This window comes from Pseudomonas sp. PDM25 (genome assembly GCF_019219045.1).
Lineage (GTDB): Bacteria > Pseudomonadota > Gammaproteobacteria > Pseudomonadales > Pseudomonadaceae > Aquipseudomonas.
In genome coordinates this window covers 110,600-126,705 of record NZ_JAHUWL010000014.1, presented here as the reverse complement: position 1 = coordinate 126,705, position 16,106 = coordinate 110,600, and the positions used below count along the sequence as shown (strand labels likewise).

The 16,106-nt window shown below is 52.8% G+C and carries 24 protein-coding genes; 12 read left to right on the top strand and 12 right to left on the bottom strand.

The annotated features are described in order from the left end of the window. Positions 1-580: 580 nt before the first annotated feature. The 8 genes from KW848_RS24115 to KW848_RS24080 all read right to left on the bottom strand — a co-directional run bounded on the left by KW848_RS24115 (position 581) and on the right by KW848_RS24080 (position 5,651). Complete coding sequence (locus KW848_RS24115) at positions 581-1,816, bottom strand: serine protease (protein ID WP_218538282.1); 1,236 nt, start codon at positions 1,814-1,816, stop codon at positions 581-583. A gap of 36 nt (positions 1,817-1,852) precedes the next feature. After that, positions 1,853-2,296 carry a hypothetical protein gene (locus KW848_RS24110; RefSeq protein ID WP_218538281.1) on the bottom strand — a complete coding sequence of 148 codons (444 nt, stop codon included), beginning with the start codon at positions 2,294-2,296 and terminating at the stop codon, positions 1,853-1,855. Positions 2,297-2,353: 57 nt separating this feature from the next. Then, on the bottom strand, positions 2,354-2,785 hold the full coding sequence (locus tag KW848_RS24105; protein WP_218538280.1) for a hypothetical protein: 432 nt from the start codon (positions 2,783-2,785) through the stop codon (positions 2,354-2,356). A gap of 42 nt (positions 2,786-2,827) precedes the next feature. After that, entirely contained in the window at positions 2,828-3,220 is a 393-nt protein-coding gene (locus tag KW848_RS24100) for a hypothetical protein (protein ID WP_218538279.1), read from the bottom strand. Between the two features lie 119 nt (positions 3,221-3,339). After that, positions 3,340-3,591 (bottom strand): hypothetical protein, encoded by a 252-nt coding sequence (locus KW848_RS24095; protein WP_218538278.1) that lies wholly within the window; start codon positions 3,589-3,591, stop codon positions 3,340-3,342. Positions 3,592-3,603: 12 nt separating this feature from the next. Then, positions 3,604-3,879, bottom strand: coding sequence for a hypothetical protein (locus KW848_RS24090; protein WP_218538277.1), 276 nt, complete (start codon positions 3,877-3,879; stop codon positions 3,604-3,606). Positions 3,880-3,985: 106 nt separating this feature from the next. Continuing rightward, positions 3,986-5,281 (bottom strand): site-specific DNA-methyltransferase, encoded by a 1,296-nt coding sequence (locus KW848_RS24085; RefSeq protein ID WP_218538276.1) that lies wholly within the window; start codon positions 5,279-5,281, stop codon positions 3,986-3,988. A 25-nt stretch (positions 5,282-5,306) separates the two neighbouring features. After that, complete coding sequence (locus KW848_RS24080) at positions 5,307-5,651, bottom strand: hypothetical protein (protein WP_218538275.1); 345 nt, start codon at positions 5,649-5,651, stop codon at positions 5,307-5,309. A 388-nt stretch (positions 5,652-6,039) separates the two neighbouring features. On the opposite strand from KW848_RS24080, the gene KW848_RS24075 reads away from it, so the two are divergent. The 5 genes from KW848_RS24075 to KW848_RS24055 all read left to right on the top strand — a co-directional run bounded on the left by KW848_RS24075 (position 6,040) and on the right by KW848_RS24055 (position 9,490). Beyond that, a complete protein-coding gene (locus tag KW848_RS24075; protein ID WP_218538274.1) occupies positions 6,040-6,258 on the top strand; it encodes a hypothetical protein in 219 nt (72 codons plus the stop codon). Beyond that, positions 6,245-6,466 (top strand): hypothetical protein, encoded by a 222-nt coding sequence (locus KW848_RS24070; RefSeq protein ID WP_218538273.1) that lies wholly within the window; start codon positions 6,245-6,247, stop codon positions 6,464-6,466. Before KW848_RS24075 ends, KW848_RS24070 begins: the two co-directional genes overlap by 14 nt. 35 nt (positions 6,467-6,501) lie before the next feature. Then, positions 6,502-7,470: a hypothetical protein gene (locus KW848_RS24065; protein ID WP_218538272.1), complete on the top strand. Its 969-nt coding sequence runs from the start codon at positions 6,502-6,504 to the stop codon at positions 7,468-7,470. A gap of 81 nt (positions 7,471-7,551) precedes the next feature. Continuing rightward, positions 7,552-8,505, top strand: coding sequence for a non-homologous end-joining DNA ligase (gene ligD, locus KW848_RS24060; RefSeq protein WP_218538271.1), 954 nt, complete (start codon positions 7,552-7,554; stop codon positions 8,503-8,505). 367 nt (positions 8,506-8,872) lie between these two features. Next, positions 8,873-9,490 (top strand): hypothetical protein, encoded by a 618-nt coding sequence (locus KW848_RS24055; protein WP_218538270.1) that lies wholly within the window; start codon positions 8,873-8,875, stop codon positions 9,488-9,490. A 56-nt stretch (positions 9,491-9,546) separates the two neighbouring features. On the opposite strand, the gene KW848_RS24050 is transcribed toward KW848_RS24055, so the two are convergent. From KW848_RS24050 to KW848_RS24035, 4 genes are all read right to left on the bottom strand, one after another. Further along, positions 9,547-10,197: a hypothetical protein gene (locus KW848_RS24050; RefSeq protein WP_256365264.1), complete on the bottom strand. Its 651-nt coding sequence runs from the start codon at positions 10,195-10,197 to the stop codon at positions 9,547-9,549. A gap of 92 nt (positions 10,198-10,289) precedes the next feature. Beyond that, positions 10,290-10,568 (bottom strand): hypothetical protein, encoded by a 279-nt coding sequence (locus KW848_RS24045; protein WP_218538269.1) that lies wholly within the window; start codon positions 10,566-10,568, stop codon positions 10,290-10,292. A 98-nt stretch (positions 10,569-10,666) separates the two neighbouring features. Beyond that, complete coding sequence (locus KW848_RS32520; RefSeq protein ID WP_218538268.1) at positions 10,667-11,173, bottom strand: hypothetical protein; 507 nt, start codon at positions 11,171-11,173, stop codon at positions 10,667-10,669. 16 nt (positions 11,174-11,189) lie between these two features. Next, positions 11,190-11,939 (bottom strand): GIY-YIG nuclease family protein, encoded by a 750-nt coding sequence (locus KW848_RS24035; protein ID WP_218538267.1) that lies wholly within the window; start codon positions 11,937-11,939, stop codon positions 11,190-11,192. 1,132 nt (positions 11,940-13,071) lie between these two features. Here KW848_RS24035 and KW848_RS24030 point away from each other — a divergent pair. The 7 genes from KW848_RS24030 to KW848_RS24000 all read left to right on the top strand — a co-directional run bounded on the left by KW848_RS24030 (position 13,072) and on the right by KW848_RS24000 (position 15,792). Beyond that, positions 13,072-13,218: a hypothetical protein gene (locus tag KW848_RS24030; protein ID WP_218538266.1), complete on the top strand. Its 147-nt coding sequence runs from the start codon at positions 13,072-13,074 to the stop codon at positions 13,216-13,218. 92 nt (positions 13,219-13,310) lie between these two features. Then, on the top strand, positions 13,311-13,718 hold the full coding sequence (locus KW848_RS24025) for a hypothetical protein (RefSeq protein ID WP_218538265.1): 408 nt from the start codon (positions 13,311-13,313) through the stop codon (positions 13,716-13,718). A gap of 126 nt (positions 13,719-13,844) precedes the next feature. Beyond that, positions 13,845-14,288, top strand: a complete 444-nt coding sequence (locus KW848_RS24020) for a hypothetical protein (protein ID WP_218538264.1) — start codon at positions 13,845-13,847, stop codon at positions 14,286-14,288. A 296-nt stretch (positions 14,289-14,584) separates the two neighbouring features. Next, entirely contained in the window at positions 14,585-14,782 is a 198-nt protein-coding gene (locus KW848_RS24015) for a hypothetical protein (RefSeq protein ID WP_218538263.1), read from the top strand. 26 nt (positions 14,783-14,808) lie between these two features. Beyond that, a complete protein-coding gene (locus KW848_RS24010) occupies positions 14,809-15,102 on the top strand; it encodes a hypothetical protein (protein WP_218538262.1) in 294 nt (97 codons plus the stop codon). Between the two features lie 70 nt (positions 15,103-15,172). Then, entirely contained in the window at positions 15,173-15,475 is a 303-nt protein-coding gene (locus KW848_RS24005) for a hypothetical protein (protein WP_256365263.1), read from the top strand. Between the two features lie 11 nt (positions 15,476-15,486). Then, entirely contained in the window at positions 15,487-15,792 is a 306-nt protein-coding gene (locus KW848_RS24000) for a hypothetical protein (protein WP_218538261.1), read from the top strand. Positions 15,793-16,106: the final 314 nt, after the last annotated feature.

The following is a 16,106-nucleotide window of genomic DNA, read 5'->3' as shown; positions in this document are numbered from 1 at the left end:
CGGTTCCGAAGCACGTCATTGAGAAGCGTTGCATCTATATCGCGCACCAGTGCAGCGCGATATGACTTGATGTCCGGAGCAAATCGCTGGTGCGTCCGTAGCGACGTTGCCCCGATATGTAAGAGCCAGCAATTTGCTATGACGGGATAGAAACGCTTTTGTTGGTTGGGAAGGCCCAAGCCAATCCTAAAAGCCGATGCTGGCGAAGAGTGTAAGTGAAGCGAACTTTCATCCGACTCGATGACGATCCGATGACCTCGGTAAAGGAGTCTCCAGGCCGAGCCATACGTTGACCTTTAAAAGGGCCATCGATAACAAGTAGTTGTTTGGTTTCATCGCGCACGATCATTGGGATAAGTCCAAGGGGCGCAGCGCCCATTCTGTCCTAACGTGGTCGATGCCTAAAGGCGACGATGCAGATGACAATAAGGGCGATGCCTTTAACCGTCTCGAAGGTATCACCCGAACCGATCATCCAAACCCCAAGGCAAACGCCTACAAGGGTTACAACTACGCAGATGATGAAAAAACAAGTGTCATTCAACAAGACCTTGGAAATCATTGCCTGGTCACTTCCCTGCTACACCCACTCTGGAAGGTATATTTCGACGTTTTTCTTACGTGGTTTGCGATCACGCGGCCCCAATGTTGCGCACCACTCAAGATACGCAATATCGCGACGCGATCGTCTAAAAAAATCCTCTCGGTTTCGAAGGTTTCGCGCTTCAATTTCCTTGAATAGCAGCGATTCAGAATCGTCCTGTTTCTCCCTTTCGTGTGGCCAATTTTTCTCTACATAGTCAATCCAATCGCGGAGGATGACTTGATCGACTCTTTGCACCCAGAAATGGACCTTGGCGGAGTCGCCGCTCACTTCGCCGCCCTCTTGTTCGAGAGCCTCCTTCACAAAACCGACGAGACCATAGCTATCGGCATCAGACCAAAACACCGGTCCGCCACTCATTCCACTCAGCTTCGAAATAGGAGGCAGAGAGTCTAGATCGCTGTAGAAGGTCACGCTGTGATGCTTACCATCCGCACCATTTCCTGCAGCAACAGCCCTGACGAAACCCATGCTCAGCTGAACGCCCCCAAACTTGGAGTCAACGTCCTTTTTCTCTGCAGTCGGAAAACCGGTGGCCATGGCATATGGAAGCGGCCAAACAGGATCATTATCCGAAATTACAAAGGGTCGCTTACCGATTCTCAACACAGCTGCTTCGTCGATTGGCGTAATGGCGACATCCGGCTCGTGATCAGGAAAAAATTCCTTTGGTGGAGCCACGAAAGGACCGCGAATTACCAAACCTTTATTTACTGGACAAAAATAACGAACAGGCAGATTTCGCTCGGATGCCTGGCCAGTCAAATACGTCACCACGTGTTTGGCTGTAACTGCGTAACACTTCTCGCCATAGCGAATGAACGTGACGGTACCTGTTAGGTCGTCAGGCTGTGGAAGGAAGCGACGATCCCCAAATTCAAGCGTATGGAGAGCCAATACCGCCGAATGTACCTTGGCGTCGTTTAGGTCATCGTGGAAATGAAAATTCGGTTCAACCTGGTCGTATACAGTCTGAACGATTTCAATTCGTGGGTCGTCCGTTGACCGCAGGAACTCGAGCGCCGGCTCAGAAAAAACAAGATCGAAGCACTCACCGTCAAAATGCCAGCTCTTAAGAATGGTCTCCCTAACCGTTAAGCCACCTCTGGCGATATTCACACTCTCCCTGGCCAGAAAATTGAGGTGCTGCATCAGCACGTCTGGCGCAGTAGATCCTCTTGGTTTTCCCTGAAGCGTCTTCTGAAATTTCATCTCTGCTCACTAATCAGGATGGCTCCGGTGTTCAAATCACTCGGCCGGACTATTCGTCAGCGTTGAGGGTAAGGCTGCCCGTACCACGTGAGCATCACAGGTGAACGTGCCCGAAAGCTCATAATCACAATCGCCCGCGTTGATCGTAACTACCACCTGATTTGCACCAAAACCAACGGCATACACGTTTTTGATGACAACCTGGTCAACTGGTCTAACGGTGCCCGGCAGGCACACAACATAAGCTGCAAAAGCGAGCCCAAGCCCGCATAAGTTTTTGGTATTGCTATCAAATTTGGTATTAAGCAGTAAAAATCCTAGACCAGTTAGAAACATGGCCATACCTAGTGAGAAGCTTTTAAACACCATGAAGAGTAGCGCGAAAGAGCTGAAGCAAAGGAACGTTTTCCAGGTCAACAGATACACAATAAGCCACGCGACCGTGTATTTTTGTGGCTGAGTTGTGGTGGTTTGACTCATAGTTTTCTCCTGAATGGTATGGTCGAGATTGTTCTCTATCGAAGGCAACTGGCGGCGTTAAATAGCCATCCGCCGCCCCTCACTCGTACTGCATTTACGGATTTTCCGGCGCTGCATCCAAAAGCTTCCCCAAATCCCGATACCGGCGAAGAGAACTGCACCGATGGCGAGGCCGACTACTGCCGGCGTTCCTCCAACCATGTGCCAATCATCCGATTTATACATCAGGGGCCATTCACCTGCAGGTAGCTCAAAGGTCACTGGCAACTCTGGTTTTGGTGTAACAGTCCAGGTCCCATCTAAATTTCCCTCCACTCGGCCCACAACTCGACAGTGGCCATCCTGCACAGGAATTTGGAGGTAATGGCAAAGCTCAGGTTGCTTCACAAATACAGTCGCGCTATCGATAACCTGCATCGAAAATCCGATCTGTGTAGCGACCCAAAAAACCAGCACCTGCCAAGAGATGGAAAGTATGAAGTTGAGCATTTCTATTTCCTGAATGTTGTGCGACAGCGGCAATCTGAACGGTTAGCGCTGGACGGTGAAGGCCTTTGCGGTGCCGCCTAAAGCAACATTCCCTTCACAGTGGCGCCCCGGATCCGGAAGCTGCTTGATAACCACCTCTGCTATTCCATCGGCGCCGCTGCTGAAAGCCTTAACCTTTAGTCCTGTCAGAACATAGTTTTCATCGGCGCCGGTGAGCACACTATCGCTGCCGCACGTGGCGCTCATTACCGTTCTCACGGCAAGAGAGTTCGACGGTACCGCCTGGTAAACCTTAACCGTCTCAACAGCGTGCTTCTGTTTTCCAAGTGCCGCGGCGTACGCCTGCGAATCCAGAGGGCTAGTAGATGGTTCAGAACTGCAGCCCGCGACTAAGCCGCAGATCATCAGAGACATTACTTTTACTGTGCTGCGCATTGGAAGCTCGTCGGTATTGGGCAGAAAACAAACGGAACGACGAAGCTAGCCATCGAGAGCGAGCTGCGCTGTCCTCATGAAATGGAAAAACTTTGAATATCGGCAGCGGGGCCTAAGGATCAGTTAGATAAATGAAATTGCCGATAGTGCTCATAGGACGCCGCGCCCAAGGCGGTGAACGTCATAAATTGAGAGCCTGACTCATTGTGAGTGATCACAATCAGTCCTTTCCGCTGTAGCCCCTTAGCTGCACGTGCCTCACCTCGCTCAATAGGAAGCGAGGTACCGGCTTTGGGCTCAGGGTAAATATGCTCGATGATCGAGCTGAACAGCCCCTTCTCACTAGGCGAGAGAGCAGTGACTTGCTTCATCTCAGCATCCACCTACGCACGTGGATTGGCTGGATTGTTGGTAATGGCGGTCGCCGGTATGGAAAAGGCATCGCCAATTTTGCGAACTAGGATCCCCGACGATTTAACGGAATTGGACGCTGCAACAATGTTTGCGACGACGCGACCGTCTTCTACGGCAATTTCGAGGGTGCGGCCCTCGGTGTCGATGGCCGTCACTGTTTGACCGATACTCAACGCTGCAACTACGCGGTGACGTCCATTCAGCAGTTCCAAACCCGCGTCTTTGATCTGATTCAAAACATCCATTTTTTAGCTCCTCAGAAATTGTTTGGCCGATTAGCATGCTTGGCCCATTACCTAACTGGTGATTCATTTTTGCATAACTCGACCAGATGCAAGAGGCTTTCGATGCTCATCTTCCTCTCTGGCCGGCACTGAATGCACGCTCGATCTGTGGGTTAAGCCAGAAACCCGGTCGATCCCGAAAAAGCTCCGCACCAGAGCGAATGTACTCAAGATTGATCTCGCCCGACATCCACGCGCGGTTGTTTAGCTCTGCAGCCAACGAAGTAATTCCCCGGCCAGAAAAAGGATCTACGACCAAATCGCCCTCCTCCGTCAAAAACTTGATCAGAAACTCAGGCACGCTCAGTGGCTGACCTGCCCCATGAGTTGGCAACCCAAGCTCAACTGCTGCTTTACGGTGTCGGGTGCCATGTGGACAGCGGTGGCCCCTGCTGATGATGTTATTTGGAATGCGGCCAGGTGTCGGGGTACCAAAGCTGCCAAATTTGAGACGGTAAGCACCATCACCATAATTTGTTTCCCGTTTCTCACCACCAGCCTGCATCAACTTCAAATGACGCTCAGAGTGTGGTTCAAGAACGCGACGGTTGTCAGATTTCACCTTCAACGGATTCCGCGCGAACCACAGCAGAGGCTCCCAAGAGACCTGTAATTGCTGACGTGTTCGACTGCACCATTGCATTGGCCCAGGCATCTTCGATTTGTTTTCCCATATCAAACGATCCATCAACCACATTGGATTAAAGCGATCGCAGATCTCCAGAGTCAATCGCTCAACGTAAGTCGAGCGAGCGGGAGAATTTGTATGGAACACGTCGTTGCTCACATTCAGGACTAGGGACGCGTCCTCCGCCATCGCTTCTATAACAGGCTCCAGCGTGTCGCAAATGAAGTCGACGATTTCCCTTTCGTCAGGGTTTCCGTAGGCCCGCGGTCGACGCAAAGCGTAGGGAGGCGACGAGTAGACAAGGGAAATCGGAACGTGCAAATTCTTGAAAATATCGCCCGATGGCCCCCATACCGCTATGCCCAAATCGGTACGAAATCCCAGAAGCTTTACCCCTGATTTTGCGGCATGGAGGTCGCGCTTCGCTGCCTCAGTCAGCCGCCAAACGCCTCGTTCGCCCTTAACCCTCTCCAAGATGCCTTGGCGTTTGAGATCTTGCTGTCCCCAACGGATCGCCCTCCTAGCAAGGCTGTGCTTTTGCCCGCTCTTACCCACCGGAACACGCTCGTCAATGACCGAAAAAGGCACCCCTGCTTTTTGTGAAACAAGGCTGTAAAGCGCAGCGTTACTGATAGCTGTCTCAGGTGTTGATTGATACACACTGGCGATCTGATCAAGACCAAACAGCTCACCCTGGCCAGGGGAGAAATGGCGTTTCGCTCTAATTGGTTTCATGCGGCAGTTCTCCTAGACGCCATTGTCAGAAACGGAATGTGGGCTGTTGGGACTGCTCGGTGTTCATCTGCAGGCGCTCAAAATTCGAAGGCGCTGGGCTGGTTCCACCGGTAGAAATGACTTCGATCGACCTGACTTCATAAATTTTTACCTCGTCAGTGCCTATCACGAGCACCAGCTTCGGTTCACTGCCAGACCGACCAGCATTGTTGGTGATCAGCTGGTAAGTGGCCGGTTGCACAATCGTTGTGGTGGTTATGGTTGGCGAACTGCCTTTGCCCATAGGCGTAGGCTCCGCAGATGCGCCGCCCATTCCTGTGAGGAGAACAACAAAAACGAAAGCCGAAAAGGTTTGGATTTGGGAGAACATTTACGATCCTGGCTTGAGCTGGCCGCAACCGGCCGGGTATGACTCAAAGCTATCTGCAATTTGCGAAGTGCAAGCTCGCTATTGGCCTCATGAAATGGGCACAATTCCGCACGTAGCCTGACCTGACTTAGGGGTAAAAAACGGACCGCATACGCCACTGCCCAACAAAATTCGTACAAGCCATTATTGAATGGGACTGCGCCTCTTTGCCCTATTCATTCCTGGGCCTAGACGACCGCTGTGATATCAGGTTTCGCAAATTCCAAGGTTTTAGCTCCCCGCTTGGGTGCAGTTCATCACCTTAAGGTCTGCGGACTCATGAGAATATTGACTCTGAAGAATCACCCGGACGACCGTGTAGATATCCAGCCACGAGGGAGAATTGAGCATGTCACTGCGTTTTTTTGAGGAGGTAGAGTTTCAAACCGATCTCACGTCTTATGGAGTCGGTCGTGTCATAGCAGTGCTTCCTGCAACTGATGAGGTGAAGGTGCTCGACGAATGCGGCTTTGTGTGGCGTGGACCAATTGATCTTGTATCACCAACCAATGATGATGCTGTTCGAACAAAAAACAGCGCTAAGGAGCAATTCCGTGACTGTGATTGACGAAAAAGAACAGCGCCTAAGCGAATGGCACGAACTGCTGGAGGGCACGGTTATCAATGGCAGTCTCGACGCCTGGCACTCTGAGCTCCGCCATGGCATCGAAATGATGAAGACTGAAGGGCTGATTGATGCAGGTGAGGCGCGTGAATTGCGCGAGCTAGCAGACGCGGCGCACAGTCACCAGATCGAAGCTCTGCAAAACCGCTAATCGACCGGTACTAACGGTCAAAGGAAGATACAAATTTGTCCGATCAAACCCGCTCCCTTGAGGCCTGCATGCTATCAATCAACCGTGGAATAAATATTCCCCATGACGCTGTCGACGCCGGCTCGTATACCGACTTACCAGGTGCTTTCAAATGGGTCATGCAAAACTCACTTCATCAGGAGTTTGAGCACTTGGACCGGGTTCAGGCCCTAGCGACTGAATTTCCGCTCTTGGCAGGTGCAGAAATTGAGTATTGGGAAGCCAAGACTGAGGACCTTGCCTCCTCCGGACTTTCGGTGCGCGACCAACAGGCGCTTACCGCAAACTTCTTAACTCAGCCATGCGGAGTACTGGTTTACCCGGTCCCCAAACTCATCATCGGACCGACTCTCAATGAGTGCCCGGAATCTGAGCAAGACATGATGATCAGGCACGAACTGGTACATCTTGAGCAAGCGGTTCGCGGGGATACCCTTCTCATCGACGAAGGCCAGATATGGAAGGGAGCGCTCTATCCCATCGATTACATCTACGACATCAATGGAGGCCTTTACAATAATAATCCCCACGCCACGTACCTCTATTTTACGCTACCGTGGGAAGCTGAGGCTTTCCGTCGATCTGAGGGCGACGAGGCATACGATGACAAACTTCGTTTCGTCCACCTTGCCTATCTGATTCATGAGCGATTACCTGACATTGGTGAAAGTCATTCTTTCCAGCTTTCGTCGGCAGCCTCCCACATAGCCGGCTTTGGTCGGGAGCTTGCTGAAAGGAACGAAATAATTGCATCTCAAAGCGGTGAGTACCTCACCGATATCTTCAACGCTGCCTCGTACGAGATGACAAACTCCCAAGGTGAAGGATCCTGGCAATTCATATTGAGCCTCCTCGAACTTGACCCAGATATCACCCAGCTTCATGACCTAGACGATGCTTGGGCAGTGCTGATGCAGGCCTCGGACGCCTTCTTGAAGTATCGCGCCAGCAGTGAAAACAACTAACGCTACACTGACGCCCGATGCGCGCCCCATCCCCTGCGTCCGCCAACTACACTGACGGTGTCCGCAGACGGGAGCCGGGGAATGGGCAAGCGCAAACCGCCGGCCACCGACCCGTGGCCCGAACAAATTCAACCCAAGCTACTTTCCCTGGCCAGCGTTCCCCCGCCAGGAAACTGGCTCTATGAAATGAAGTTCGATGGCTACCGGTTCACCGCTGGTATTCGCGATCGAGTCAGGCTATTCACCCGCAACGGCCACGACTGGACAAACCGACTGCCAGTTATCGCTGCTGAGCTTGGCCAGCTTGAGCTATCTTCGGCATGGCTGGATGGCGAAGTCGTGGCGCAGGACGATGAAGGTCGGCCGATTTTCCACCCTCTGCAAGGTGCGTTCAGCTCCGGACGAACTGATGATCTGGTTTACTTCGTGTTTGACGTTCTGTACCTGGAGGGTCGCGATCTGCGCGGTGAACCCATTGAGCGGCGCCGATCATTACTGCAGTTACTGATCGAGCGTGTGCCGCTAGATCATGTGCGTTTCTCGGAGTCCTTCGAAGTACATCCTCGTGATCTTCTGGCCAGCGTCGACGCGATGGGAATGGAAGGAATAGTCGGCAAACGTGCCGGTAGTCTTTACACCCCTGAAAGGGACGGTGCGTGGATAAAACTCAAATGCAGTAATCGACAGGAGTTCGTCATCGTCGGCTATACGCGCGCAGCTGGTGGCATCGGCTCGCTACTTCTCGCGCTGCACGATGACATCGACATGCTGGTCTATGCCGGTCGTGTTCAGTCCGGATTGAGCGGGCGCAAACTCGCCGGCCTGCGCGCACGCCTGGGCGATCTTCAACGCGACACATGCCCGATGGCGAAGATGCCCACAATTCGCAAGGGCTTGAGCGTGGTGTGGCTGGAGCCAAAACAGCTTTGCGAAATCAAATTCGCTGAAATCACACCGTCAGGAAAAGTGCGGCACGCGGTGTTTGTTGGCCTACGGGATGACAAAAATGCCATCAGCATTCAGCTCGAAAGCTAATTCGTTCAATGGAACCGGTTGCTATGGAGTTACTTCACAAATGGCCAGTGAGCCTTTTTTGACGGTGGGAAAAGCCCGGACCGGAGAGCTGGTCAGCATCGACACCCAGCGCAGCGGAGTATGCGAGCTAGTCTGCCCTTTCTGTTCGAGAGCCTTAGTTGCTGTGCGTGGCCAAGTGAGGATCCACCATTTTCGGCATGATGGCGCAACCTGCAGAGAATCCAAGCGTCCCCTGTCTTTGATACCAGGATGGGATCATTTCAACCTTTCGCTTTCGGCGAGCGTCGTCGACGAATTGTTACACCAAACCAGTAAGTCATACTTCCCCACCTACTTAAGTCGAAAACCTTCTCTCATGATAGGGCGAATGGAGCGTTATGGACTGATCGAGCATGGGTTTATGGGACATTGGCAGCTGACCGATACCGCTCAAGTGGTAACAGGAATGTTAACGCTGAGTAAGTTTGATCCATGGCTACGCAGGCGTCTTCAAGAGCGACTTAGCGAGAAGCGCGAACTGGTTGCTGCGGGGCAACTCCATCCCGCGCACTTTCAGGTGGAAGCCTCCAGACAGGAGCAAATCCTTTCAGCCACGCTTTACCTGTTTGAATTGGTCTCGTCTGACGGAACCACGTTTTACAAAATCGGCCGGACACTGAGGAGCGTTGAGCAACGACTGGCCGAGGTGAGTCGGGATATGACGGCGACTCTCAATGTCCCCATCCAAGGGAAGATCCTCAAGGCAATTGAAGGCGCCGGGCACATAGAGAAATACACCCTTTGGAAATACCGCGCTTCGTTATTGGCAATAGGACGATACCAAGAGTATCTGCAACTGGTGCCCGGAGACCTTCGCGGCCTCAAGAGCGAGCTAACACGCTTCGAAAATAGCCGCGATGCCTTCAATGAGTCAGAGGTTGTCATCGTTTCGGGTAAATGGACCAATGAGGATATTGAGCCAGGGCCCGCTGGGGACCCTGGCTAATCAATCGTCCACCGTGAAGAGGGGCGTCTGATGCGTCGAACTGAGAGGTCAATCTGTCAGAACGTTTGGCACACGCTACGATCGAGCACAATCTCGCCGGCGTTCTGCCTCTGGGCACATATGGCAACATCTACTCCGTATGGAAGCTGTATGTGTGCGACATCACCATAGGCCACCTCGATCCGTTTCGAGATCTGCTGGTTGCCCTGCAGGGCCTGTATGTCAGCAGGTACCTCTTGCTTAATTTCCTGACCGTTTACGATGTGCGAGTAGCTGCGCCCAACCTGGTAGTTCAGGTTGATTGCCACAGTCGCCGCTGTTGGGCTCGAAGAAATGATTTCAGCTGAGCCATCGACAACTCCAAAACCTAATGAACAGGCAGTGCGCGATTGGTTACAAGCACGCACTTCCATGGCTGGATAGCTGAGAGGGGTCGCCCCTCTGGAGGTCTCACGTACATCCCAGCTTCCCCCAGTACCGCGCGACTGCTGACCGAACAGATCGGGGCCGTACGCGGACACAGTCACCACGGCTGACTCCTTCTCGACGGACTTTCCAACGGCACAACCAGCAACCACCGCAAAAGCAAGAAAAGACGCGCATCGAACAACTGCATGCATAGATAAAACCCCGAAAAAAATTTTACTGCGCCGTCCTGAATGTCCAGCGTTCCAAAACAAAATATCGGACTCAATCAGCAATTGCATTCCAACTGGGGTGCATTTCCAGCACAAAAGAAACCCGGCCTATGACCGGGTCCAGTTCGTGAACGATGTCCCTTTCATCAGCATCCTGCCGCCTATGGAACAGAAGCGTCATGGTTCGCTTGCTCGGGGGTCAGTAGCAACGCTCTTTCACTCTCGATATCCAGCAACGCACGTGCACCGGCTTCGCTCATGCCACTTTCCGGAAGGTGTCCCAAGTTTAAAAGCGCAGACAGCCTGGCATCAGCATTGAGGAACTCCAAATCACAACCGCACTCCGTCACTCGCTCCTCAGGTGGAGTAGCTAGCAAACTTTGCAACGTGGCCAAATGGACGCGGGTTTCTTGAATTATCGCGTGTTCTAGTCGAGTCATCCTGGCTTCCTTATGAGGATGGGGGGGGTAGCATGATCACCAAAAAGAATGTTTAAGCGCTATCAGAAATGTCTGGCGAGCGCGTCGGACATTTCGCTTTAGCGTCCAGCCATGCAAGTGCCTTCAGTTGGCCGAGCCTCGACATGCATATGTCCAAGCCATTTATCGCTGTCGTCCACACCACGCTGCCAGACTTTACGCTCGGGCCAACGCCAATAGGCTACTTCTCGAGGAGCACCCAGTTTAAGCCAACACACGCGGCTACCAGGAGTCAAAAGCACATGTGATGCATCCTCAGGGGCAGTAGACCAATCCGCGACCGGCTTTGAAGGAAGCTGAACACTAATCGCAAATACCGCAACAGGCTCTTCTCCAAAATGCGCATGGGTAATGGTGGTCTCTCTATACCCTTGCCAGGGTAACGATAGGCGCCGCGCAAGATCCTCACGCTTGGGATACCCCTTAGTCAGCACAACGGCGTCATAGCTACGCCCTTCCAGGCGCTTACGCCAGTAAGGCGTAACGAGGCGGTACTCCTCCTGTTTCTCGCCTGCCATGATCGCGTCAAAATATTCGCCCTTTAGGGCCAGCGTAAGGGTGGACATCGGTTATTCCTGTCGATCAGATTGTGTCTAGGGAGAGTGTTTGCTGGGGACTTACTCCGGTCGGTCGGACCGTGTTAAAGCCCAGGGTCACAGCGTTTTTTTCCTCAATCCAAAATCGCTCACGTTCGGTGATAAACCTGACAGCGTCCGTGCAGTTCTCTGGAAAATCGATTACTTCAATCACGGAAAAATCAAAGTCAGTGATCGGGGTGGACTTGATAATTTCGTGAAATTTACTTTCTCCAGGGTACGTCACGTGCTGCCACCAACGCAGCGTAAACGGTTGCGTGGTCTGACCTACGTACACCCTCCCGGTTGAAATTTGCCGTACCTGGTAGATGACCGCCGGCACTTTCCCCTCCACGACAAGCTTGAGGTCATGAATATCACGTGCCTTTCCAGCGGTGGCGCATCTTGCTGAGCAGTAGTCAGCACCATTGTTGTCTGAGTAGGGATCGTTGTATTTGTCGATCGGTCGAAATTTAGCCCCGCACTCTTTGCACTGCGTTTCCCGGAACCGCCTGAGGATGTATTCATCACTTGGATCAATCTCCGATATCCGTAAAAGATAGTGATGCTCATCGAGGTCTTTTTTCAGGACCCGTACCGGGAACTGGCGGCCGTACTCCTCCTCAATAATTTCCTTTGCCTTTTTCCTGTCTGCGGCGGTGACAAGGCCGCTGAAGGCCGGAGGAAACGCCCATTCCGACTCACCGTCGTATTCGGACGTCTTACGTGCTTTGATCTGGTAGTAATAGTCAGGCACGCGACGTCCCTCCGATGGCACTTAGACTATGGGTACCAAGCTTTCGCAAGCAGTAGTAGCAAGTCACCTCCGACTTGTTGAACGTCACCAACCGCATGTAGCCGCAAAGGGTATCCCGCTCGCCACGGCTGTAGTGATTTCGAGAGATCTCAACGGGCATACCCCGCTCTGGCTCAGGACAGAAGAAATGAATCTTTCTCGGTCTCATAGTCGGTCACCCTCCTCACCCGGCCGCGTGCACGTTTTAGGTCGACGAGTTTCTTTGTCGTACAGGGTGAAAAGCGCTTCATGACGTAGCTCGATGAAGCGAACCAATTGAATGTTGTCCGAGCAAACAATTCGGTAACGCCTGCCGAACTTGTCGAGGTCATCGTTTTCTTGATCGCAACTCATCGCTAGGCCGTATTGGTCGACTACGGCCGACGTCGGTACCGATGAGATTTGATACAAGTATCGAACACCCTTCACACAGGTCCAGCTGACGCTGTGTCTGCTGTCTGCATATGCTGTCGGGAGCTGCCGAGGCGGCAGGGGCTTGGGGGTCACCGCTATGTACACGGCGCATGCTGAACCGATGATAACGATCAGCCACTTGAGAAGGCTCAGTGCCGGTTTGAGTTTAGTGGGTAGTGTTCTAGGGGGCATTTGAGGGTTCTCTCAGGCATCTATCTCTGGACGATGCCCAATTTTCTCACCCTGCCAAAAAGCGCAACCCCTCAATCAACACCCAAGCAGGGGCAAACTTTTATGGCTACCCGCTGCGCTGATTCCCTTAGCCCTGGTCAATTTCGCCACCTGATCCGCGTCAGACCATGCTGGTCACCAGTACCTGGATCACCGCAAGCCATTTCTAACCGTCGATCCAGCCACCATTCGGAGTGCCTTTGAATTGGCCTTGGTCTTGTTTCAGGTGTATTGAGAGCCTGGATTTGGGCTTGCATTCCCCGCAGTTGTGGGAGAATTAGCGCATCGAGTTGGGATTTGGCGATCTGCCGTTATCCTTGCTACCAGTGACTGAGGGAACGGGATGGGCAAACACATTAACTGCACCAAACTCACAGAGACTCTAACGCTCTCGGAGTGCAGCGACGGATTCTGGCTGTATGACAAGACTCGCAGCATGAATCTAAGTATGCGCGCAAAAACGACACAGGATGCCTTCGTAGAGTGCATTTCCTACTACCAGAAGCGACTCGCCGAAGTGGAAAGTGAACACCGCGAACTGACGGCCAAGGTTGGCGCCTTTGTAAGCCAGTTTGTGGAAGGCGATGGCGCCTGACGGCTGCGTTTAACATAGCCTGCGAATGGTGAAACGTGGTTCAGGATTGTCAGAATCTATTTTTATGTGGTCGCCTGATAAGAAAACCGGCCATGGAAAATCGGGAGGTTTTAGTGAAAAATTTTACATCACAAAATCAGCGCGATGAGTTCAAGGCTTTAATTTATAACCACGTGATTGCAGAGCTGCCCCAAGAAGAGTGGAGGCTATTGCGTGGGCGTGCATTGGATCAGCTTGCTGGCGTGCATCCATATCCAATGATCAATTCCGATGAGGGGGCCGAACAGTTGATTCAAAACAACGTCCTCGAGGATGGCGGTGAAGATATCGAGGTAATCATAGAAGCTATTGGGGCTCCCGTTACCGAGATTGGTTCTATTGAGGGATCCCCGGTTTTTTATCTTGAGGGCACCGGAATCTACCTCTGGGATCCCAAAGGCCAGACCGGACATTATTTGTCGTTTTGGATCACTTTTCCGGCCTACCCACCGGGCTGGTGAAATCAAAGAAAAGTCGCTCAGATGCACCCCAAGCCCCGGCACTGAAAAAGCCGGGGCCGAGGACGTAGAAACAGGCCACTTTCGGCCCCCGGAACGAGCAGGACAACGCCCAGGAGGGCAAAGCAAATGGCTGTAGTTATCGATATCCAATCGTTGCTCCCGCGCATTACTGCCGTTGGTTCCGCGCTTGATGTGTTGGCCGGCATCACTGATGCGAGTGAGCGCGTGTCTGAGCCAACGACACCAGAGCAGCAGGCTGCAATGCAGCAGGTGAACACCGAGCGTGGCAAATTGTATGAGGACTTGCTCACGTTGCTGGTCAAGCCTCCTGCCAAGCGTGCCGCTGAGGCTGCGGCGTTGCGGGCTGTATTCGCACAGGTATCGCGATGCATCAAAGATCAGCCTCTCGCTCTTGAAACGCTTGAGGCCTACGAAGAAGACGCTGCAAATAGCCATTCAGACGTGCCACGCCTGCGGGGGTTCCTGCAAGGTTTGTACGCCGGTAAGTCGCTGCTATTTGAGGACTATTGCGAAGTTGATGCCCTCATCGTGTCGGCCTTCGATTTGTAGGTGAATCCGTTCGCGATGATGAGTGCCCAGCCTGCCAGATCCTCATTCGCCTCGACTCATTTAAGTAAGAGGGAAAATCAATATGAGCAACGACACGAGAGCAACTCCGAAAACCAGCATGCAGGCTTTCGCCTGGACGGAAACGAGGTGGTACGCAAACTGTACGCACTGCACTGCGCAGAACGAAGTTGATTCAGACGCCTGTTTATCAGGCTCTGAGAACAGCCAAAAATGCTCGGTATGTGGCGATGTATTCGCATTCCGTGCAGGAACCTAAAGATCGAGGAATGCCCGCCATGGGCAAAAAGCTGACAGCCAAGCAGATGGAAGCTCGCTACGAGGCGCTAAACGAGGCGTCAGAGCATCTGCATCTGGATTGGACCAGTAGCGCCCTTGAAAGCTCTGAAGGGCTTGTGATGGCAGACTGGCTCAAAGAACAAGCCCTGAAATGGCTGGATAAAGCGAACGGCGCACACAGAGGTGCCGGACAGTAAGAAAACCCCATCCAAGGAATAACGATATGGCTGCATCGAGCAAAGCACAACGGTTTCAAGAGGACATGATCCGCTGCCGTGGAATCGAGTTCGCTCGATTGGGCATGATGGTCGAGGTGAATGGTGAAATGGGTACCATCCAGGGCATGAACGGCAGCGCGAATCTGGACGTGCTGTTCACCAACCAGCTCAAACATGGCAAGCGCAGCCATAACTGCCACCCCACCTGGAACGTGAAGTATTTCGATGAGAGCGGCGCCCTCATTGCTCACTTCGCTGAGAACGAATGCGTGCTCCGACCTGCACCGGCAGCGGCGTAGGAAAAATTCATGCGCAATTAGTCCGCCTCGTGCGGGCTTTGCAGTCCTCGGGATCAAGCAGGAATTAACGATGGCTTTTACATGGGACCGAAATGAAAGCTTGGAGCATTACGCAGCGCGCATGCTTGGCTATGGGGATCGGAATCCCTTCGATGCGCCTGATGCTTGGCGTTGGAGTGATGTTGATACACCACCTCCCCCTGCGGCGGATTGGGCCGAGCGAGCAGCCAGGGCGATCATAAGTGAGTTTGATGATCGCGGCGCTGCAATGAACGATGCGTTGCATCCGGAAAAGGTGGATGAAGACACCCGGAAGGAAATCATTGTGGTGATGGCTGCGATTATCCGCCAAGCGGCAAAGGCTGGATGTTGAGGGAAAAAACCATGGATTTGAATCGTGACCCATATCGCTACATTACCGCCGAAGACCTACTGCCGGAGTTTGAAAACTCCCTAGAGCCGGAGGACGGTGCTCGTTATGTCGTCGCACGACACGGGCCGGACGGGATCATGACTGTCTACACCCTTCGCCCGTATTATCGGAAGGCAAGCAATTCGTGGCTCTTTACTTCAGGTTTGCAAGCGCGCAAAGATGAGGATTATTGGCTGCCTGAACGGCTGTTTGATGAGGCCATTACGAGGGCTGAGGAACGCAGCCAATTACGCCGATTGGGCATCTTCAAGGCTTAGTGCTCCAACAGCCACGAATGCGAATGCTGGCCTCGATTACGCGCGTGTAACGATATCATTGCGAGTTTCAGAAGTGGCGTGGGTGCGACCACTTCTGTGCCAGCTCTCCGTCGTTCTGCAGCTCACGTAATACCCAACACATTCAAAATCGTTCCGCGTCGATGCACGATCAACGCGGACGCGATCCCCGCCGCGGGTGAGATATTCCCCCGGACCATCAACGACCACTACTAGGGAGATTAAGGGGACGAAATATGCGCTCATGATGGTTCAGCTCGACTGTCTTTGGGTTTGGGAATCGGCTGGTACCGAAG